Origin of the sequence: Neobacillus drentensis (assembly GCF_036966985.1) — a bacterium.
GTDB lineage: Bacteria > Bacillota > Bacilli > Bacillales > Cytobacillaceae > Neobacillus > Neobacillus drentensis_E.
On the sequence record NZ_JBALSN010000409.1, the window covers coordinates 1 to 6,487 of the forward strand.

The window sequence follows — 6,487 nt, forward strand, 5'->3', positions numbered from 1 at the left end:
TTTTTTTACTATGCAAATACTTCTAGTAAATTGAAAAGCTATTGTTTCTTCATTTTTAATTAAGGTAAAATAAAGTTGAAAGCCCTTTCAATATTTAATAATGGAGGCTGTACATGTCACGTTTTACCTTACGTCAAAAAAAAGCCCTGGAAACGAAGCAGCGAATTATTGAGACAGCTTTGGATCTCTTTAGTAGAAAGGGATTTGATCGTGTCACTGTAGATGAAATTGTAAAGGTTAGCAAAACATCAAAAGGGGCATTCTATGTACACTTTAATTCGAAATATGAAATATTCCTCGAAAAATTCAAAGAAATAGACGAGTTTTTTGCCAATGTCACAGAAACACTTCCGAAAGAAATTAGCATGTATGAAAAAATTCTTCTTTTAAATCAATCCCAAATGACTTATTTAAAAGACAGTTTGGGAATGGATTTGATAAGGACCGTTTACATGAGTGCCCTAATTCCAAATCAACCGAAATTCCTTTCTGATACTGATCGTTCTCTCTTTAGGGTTGTTCATTCACTTGTGGAAGAAGGGCAAGAAACGGGAGAATTTAAGAAAGATTTATCTGCCCAAGAAATTACGATGTTAATTACCCGCTGTATGAGAGGAACACTCTACGATTGGGCATTATTTGGGGAGGATTTTGATCTTGTAGAAGAAGGACAGAAGTTCATTCGAACAATATTAAGCGGGATTATTACAAAAGCATAATGAATGAATTACTGCCAGCCAAACTTTTTGGCTGGCTTTACCTCTATAGAGTCAAGTAACCTCAACCCTTCAGACTAATAAGTGTGTTATCGCTGTCTCAAATCGCATGGATAGCCTAAGGATTTTTTATGACTTAACACAATCTTCAATGTGTTCTAAAACAGTTTGATATCCATTACTTCCATAGTCCAATAGCTTCTTAACTCTTGTAATCGTAGTTGATGAGGCATTTGTTTCTATTTGAATATCCATATATGTATGACCTTCTTTTAGTAATCTTGCCACTTCAAGCCTTTGTACAAAAGCCTTCATTTCATTCATCGTACATAAATCATCAAAAAATGCCGCACACTCTTCCTTTGTTTGTAACGAAAGGATTGCTTGAAATAGCTGAACAATGGGTTCCTGGGGTAATTTTTTTATATACATTTACATGCCTCCACTGAACTTCGAATAAATAGCTTATATAATAGTAGAAACTAGGATAATCATTCCTTTTATTAAAGGAAGGGGCAATATCCTAAAGATATTTCCCCTTCCCGGCATTGGTTAATCAGGTACAGCGACATACCAATTGTTAAAAAACTGTGGGTTTTCTTATTATAGTAAATTCTTAGTTAAAGACTTATCCATTGCGACAATGTTCTCTTCCCGAAAATTTTCCCCGTTCTGGACATAATGTTGTGCTCCGCCCTTTGACCGCTCAATCTCTTCAGGAGTAAGTGTTCGAATCACCTTTGCCGGTACTCCAGCCACTAAAACACCTGGTTCAATCATTTTACCTTCCGGAACAAGTGCACCAGCAGCCACTAGGGACCCTTCTCCAATAACGGCGCCATTTAAAATGGTTGCACCCATCCCAATTAATGCCCCATTCTTTATAGTACATCCATGTAACACCACATTATGACCAATGGTGACGTACTCCCCAACATGGACTGGATAGCCAGGGTCTACATGGACAATAGCACCATCCTGGATATTAGAGCCTTTTCCTATCATAATTTTCTCATTATCTCCTCTTATAACCGCATTAAACCAAACAGATGTATCTTCTTTAAGTTCAATATTGCCGATCAACTGAGCTCCAGGTGCAATATACGTACTTGATTAATTTTGCTTTAACTGAACGAAATAATTTATAAAAAACACGGATAAACCTTGATATAAAGCAATTTCTTATAAATAGATTATAATACAGAATAAATTTATTTCGGCACGAAATCGGCACGGATATTCACCGCACAAAAACACATGTAACAAGGGGTTTAAGTGTATTTTTCTTTTACTCATGAAATTTCAGCCTAATATTATTTTAATAAATGATTAAAAAGCTAAACTAGACGGGCTGAATTTCCCTTGGTTCAGTTCCGAAATATGAAACAATAAACCAAATACCTGAATAATATACAGTTATATATGTTTCGTGGTCAGAATGTAATCAAAGAAACAGGGTGCCTCCAAATAACAAAAAGGGCATCTATTTGTATGTATTATTACATCATACCGCCCATTCATTTGGTTTTGTAATAAGGAGAAATAATACTAAAAAGATCGCTTTTTATCGCTGTTTTCCCAAGTTTCCTTTAATGTTTTTCTAATAAAAATAAAATGTAAGGAGGACTAACAGGAGGACATGCACTTTTAAAATTTACTGCCTTTATAAATCAATTATTAACTAATATCCGTATATTTTTCAATTGAAGTGATAATGCCTACAATTGAGGTGATATTAATATATGGAATATTTAATTATTGCGGTTCTATTAGGATTACTCATTTTTCAGTGGAAAAATCGACGTAGTTTAAAAGATGAAGAATACTTTAAACAAATCACGGTGACAGAAGAATTTAAAAAAACAATTGCATTGGGACTTTATCAAAGGTTTTGCAAAGAAGTAGAAGAAAAAAGGTATTCCCCCACATTTTTAAAAAGTGATCCCTTAGACTTTGAACATTTTATTGCTGATGTATTAAAACATAAGTACGGATTTGAAGCCTTTGTGACCAAAAGCTCAGGAGACTTTGGGATTGACATAGAGCATGGAGTGGGGGTCGGCAAGGTATTAGGTCAAGTCAAGTGTTATCGGGAAGATATGGGCTATGAACCGATTGCCATTCTACATTCCAATATGGTTAAACAAAATGCATCAAGAGGATATGTTGTTTCGACCGCAGGATTCAACGAAAATGCTATTTCCTATGCCGAAGGATTAAACATCGACTTAATCAATGGGATCGATCTAGTTGAAATGTGGATTAATCATAAAAGCCCTATAGCTAAAACCATTGAATATCAACCTTTTAAAAATGATAAGTCGGATACCATGAGCATGTAGAATCAACTATGAAGAAAAGCGGATGTTACATCTGCTGTTTTTTGATTCCTTATCCGCAATAATTTCTACTGTGCTGAGGTTAGTCTTTCCACAGACCTGAACCGCAGTTATCAATCGGCATTGAGCATTACTCACGTTAATTGATTTGCTTATTAAATAGCAATCACAAAAACCCTAGAAGCGGTGATATAACGCAATTTCTAGGGTTTTTTATTTTTACTCTGTTTAGTAGAATTTTGTGTTCTCCCCCAAAGAAATGAGGGGAAGTTTTAAAACTAAATTATTCAAGTGAACAGACGTATACTCTTTGTAAAAATCCTACCAACAATTGTCACCACACGAGTTTTTAGGCACGAAATGAAAAAAGAAAAGCCCTGGTATCAGGGCCTTTTTGATATTCTGTGAAGGAATCGAACCTGTGACCTCATCCCAGCCAAGGAAGTGAAGTATTTAGGATTATAACAGATATATTGAGAAAATACTTTGAAATGAATAATGCAAACTATTCTTGGGCTATTTCTTCGCCATTTCTTTATCGATTATGGATGATGCAGCTAATGTGTGAGGAGAAAGTTTCAGTATAGTAGGTTGTTAATCAGAACAAATTACTTTTTATTCATAAAAAAACACCAGGTATCTTTTTAAACTGATGACAGTATCTGGAGATACCTGGCGTTTGAAAATAACTAATATAGGTAATCTGTGAGTTTATAAACACATTATTATAATAATTCAATCTATTATTTATGTTTATAATTGATTCCAAACGACAAGTTTCGTTTCAGTCATTTCAAGGATTGCATATTTCAAACCTTCTTTACCCGTGCCGCTTTCTTTTACGCCACCATATGGCATTTGGTCTACACGGTAAGTTGGAATATCGTTAATCATGACACCGCCTACTTCAAACTCTTTAGAAGCTCTGAATGCTGTTTGAATGTCATTTGTGAAAATCCCTGCTTGTAGGCCATAATTTGAATCATTAATTGCTGCAATTCCTTCTTCTACAGAAGAAATATTGTTCACAACTACAATTGGTGCAAAAACTTCCTGGCAAGATACCTTTAGAGTGGAGTCTACATTCTTTAAAATGGTTGGCATGAAGACTCCATTTTTAATATTGCCACCTGTTACGATTTCAGCACCGTTCTCCACCGCTTCTTGTACCCAGCTAAGTGCTCGTTCTTGTTCATCGGGATTGATCATTGCAGAAATATCCGTTGTTTCTGCAAGTGGGCTTCCAATGACTAACTTCTTAGTAGCATTTGTAAATTGTTCAATAAATTCATCGAATAATTCATCCATTACATAGGTGCGTTGTAATGAAATACAAACCTGACCTTGGTTTGAAAAAGCCCCATTAACACATTTAGGAACGATTTGGGATAAATCAACATTTTTGTCGATAATTAAACCAGCGTTCGATCCTAGTTCAAGAGCGACTTTTTTCAAGCCAGCTTTGTTGCGAATACCAATCCCAACAGCAGGGCTGCCAGTGAATGTAATCATTTTTACTTTTTCACTTGTAACCAATGAATCACCAACGGTTCTACCACTACCTGTAATAACGTTAAATGCGCCTTTAGGTAAAGCTGTTTGATCAATTAATTCAGCTAAAAACAATGCTGAAAGAGGCGTTTGCGATGCAGGCTTAAGAACGATTGTATTTCCGGCTGCAATCGCAGGTCCCACTTTATGTGCTACTAAGTTTTGCGGGAAGTTAAATGGTGTAATGGCTCCAATTACACCAATTGGTTGCTCTATCGTGTAACCGAAGCGATTTGCTCCGTTTTTCGCAGCATCCATAGGAATCATTTCTCCAGTTAAACGTTTTGCTTCTTCTGCCGAGAATTTATAGGTTTCAATCGTACGATCTATTTCACCTAATGCGAACTTTATTGGCTTTGCTGCTTCTAAGGAGATAATTTCAGCTGCCTTTAATCTATTTTCAAGTAACAAACTGACTAGTTTTTCTAATATTTCAGCCTTTTCATAAGCTGTAAGACTTGCCATTACTTCTCGATTTTTATAAGCAGCATCAATGGCGGAAGCTACTTGCTCTTTAGAGGCTTGAGGAATCTCAGCAATTTTCTCTTCTGAATAGGGAGAATGTAAATCTATATATTTTTCAGATTCATGCCATTCACCATTAAAATACAATTTCTTTTTCACTATATCTCACACCTTTTTTTATATTATCGTTTGTACCCTACCAGCATTAGTCTAAAATTGAAAAATTCTGCGCAATTTCATTCACCACAGGTATACTCTTTCTTAAATTCGTATCAAACATCACTGAGGTTACAGTTGCTTCTGTAATAAGTTCTTCTAATTGATTATAAATTTTTTGTTCGAATACAAAACTCTTAGTACCTAGTTTTTTGGGATGAGTGATAATTATAAGAGTATCTCCTAGTCTAGCTTCTTTCAGAAACATAATATCTAGCTTAAGGATCACGGTCCCTATTTTCTTTCTTCGCATTTCCTCATAGGAAATTCCCGCTTTCATGTACCAAGCTCCTCGAGCATCCTCTAGGAAGGAAACAAAGGAAGGAAGGGGAGGCAGTAGTTGCCTCCTATTCCTATGAATCTCTGTTTTGATATTATTCACGCTCGATGATAGTGGCGATTCCTTGACCACCGCCGATACAAGCGGTAATCAAAGCATATCTTCCTTCGGAGCGTTCTAATTCATATACTGCTTTCGTGATCAGGATTGCACCAGTGGCCCCAAGCGGATGACCATGAGCAATAGCCCCACCGTTAACGTTTACTTTTTCCAAATCCATTTCAAGCTCGCGATTACAAGCTAAAACTTGAGCTGCAAAAGCTTCGTTGATTTCGATCAGGTCAATCGCATCTAGGTGTAGACCAGATTTTTCTAGTACCTTTCGGACTGCAGGAACGGGACCTATTCCCATAATGTTAGGGTCAACACCCGCAACAGCATAGTCACGAATAACTGCTAATGGAGTTAGATTTAATTCCTCAGCTTTTTCTCTTGACATTATGACCAGAGCAGAGGCTGCATCATTTAATCCTGAACTGCTTCCAGCTGTCACCGTTCCACCTTTAAGAAATGCCGGCTGAAGTTTTGTCAATCCTTCGATGGTTGTTTGCGGTCTAGGGTGCTCGTCGGTATTAAAAATAACTGGCTCTCCCTTTTTTACCGGAATCGTTATCGGCACAATTTGTTCGTCAAATCGGCCTTCTTTCATCGCTACCGCCATACGTCTCTGGCTTTGAAGCGAAAATTCGTCTTGCTCTTCTCTCGTAATCTGATATTTTTCTGCTAGGTTTTCGGCGGTTATACCCATCGGTGGATTTCCTGCTTCTTCTGTAGAAACCTGTAATTTAATAAATCTTGGCGGTTCAGCATGAAATGGTTTTTCTGGACGGGCCATCAAATAGGGAGCACGGCTCATACTT

7 protein-coding genes are annotated in these 6,487 nt (G+C 36.7%); 2 read left to right on the forward strand and 5 right to left on the reverse strand.

Annotated features, from left to right (window positions below; all coding sequences use genetic code 11):
* Positions 1-113 precede the first annotated feature (113 nt).
* Positions 114-719, forward strand: coding sequence for a TetR/AcrR family transcriptional regulator (locus V7659_RS23610; protein WP_335542598.1), 606 nt, complete (start codon positions 114-116; stop codon positions 717-719).
* A 126-nt stretch (positions 720-845) separates the two neighbouring features.
* Here the strand turns inward: V7659_RS23610 and V7659_RS23615 are convergent, their stop codons facing one another.
* Positions 846-1,148 carry a YerC/YecD family TrpR-related protein gene (locus V7659_RS23615; RefSeq protein ID WP_335542599.1) on the reverse strand — a complete coding sequence of 101 codons (303 nt, stop codon included), beginning with the start codon at positions 1,146-1,148 and terminating at the stop codon, positions 846-848.
* Between the two features lie 171 nt (positions 1,149-1,319).
* On the reverse strand, positions 1,320-1,799 hold the full coding sequence (locus tag V7659_RS23620) for a gamma carbonic anhydrase family protein (RefSeq protein WP_335542600.1): 480 nt from the start codon (positions 1,797-1,799) through the stop codon (positions 1,320-1,322).
* A gap of 659 nt (positions 1,800-2,458) precedes the next feature.
* Here V7659_RS23620 and V7659_RS23625 point away from each other — a divergent pair.
* Complete coding sequence (locus V7659_RS23625; protein WP_218348782.1) at positions 2,459-3,058, forward strand: restriction endonuclease; 600 nt, start codon at positions 2,459-2,461, stop codon at positions 3,056-3,058.
* Positions 3,059-3,808: 750 nt separating this feature from the next.
* On the opposite strand, the gene V7659_RS23630 is transcribed toward V7659_RS23625, so the two are convergent.
* The 3 genes from V7659_RS23630 to V7659_RS23640 all read right to left on the reverse strand — a co-directional run.
* Positions 3,809-5,230, reverse strand: coding sequence for an aldehyde dehydrogenase family protein (locus V7659_RS23630; protein ID WP_098934786.1), 1,422 nt, complete (start codon positions 5,228-5,230; stop codon positions 3,809-3,811).
* 46 nt (positions 5,231-5,276) lie between these two features.
* A complete protein-coding gene (locus V7659_RS23635; protein WP_306573007.1) occupies positions 5,277-5,699 on the reverse strand; it encodes an acyl-CoA thioesterase in 423 nt (140 codons plus the stop codon).
* Positions 5,662-6,487: thiolase family protein (locus V7659_RS23640; protein ID WP_335542601.1), on the reverse strand; the 826-nt coding region annotated here is incomplete at its 5' end. The genes V7659_RS23635 and V7659_RS23640, both read right to left, overlap by 38 nt.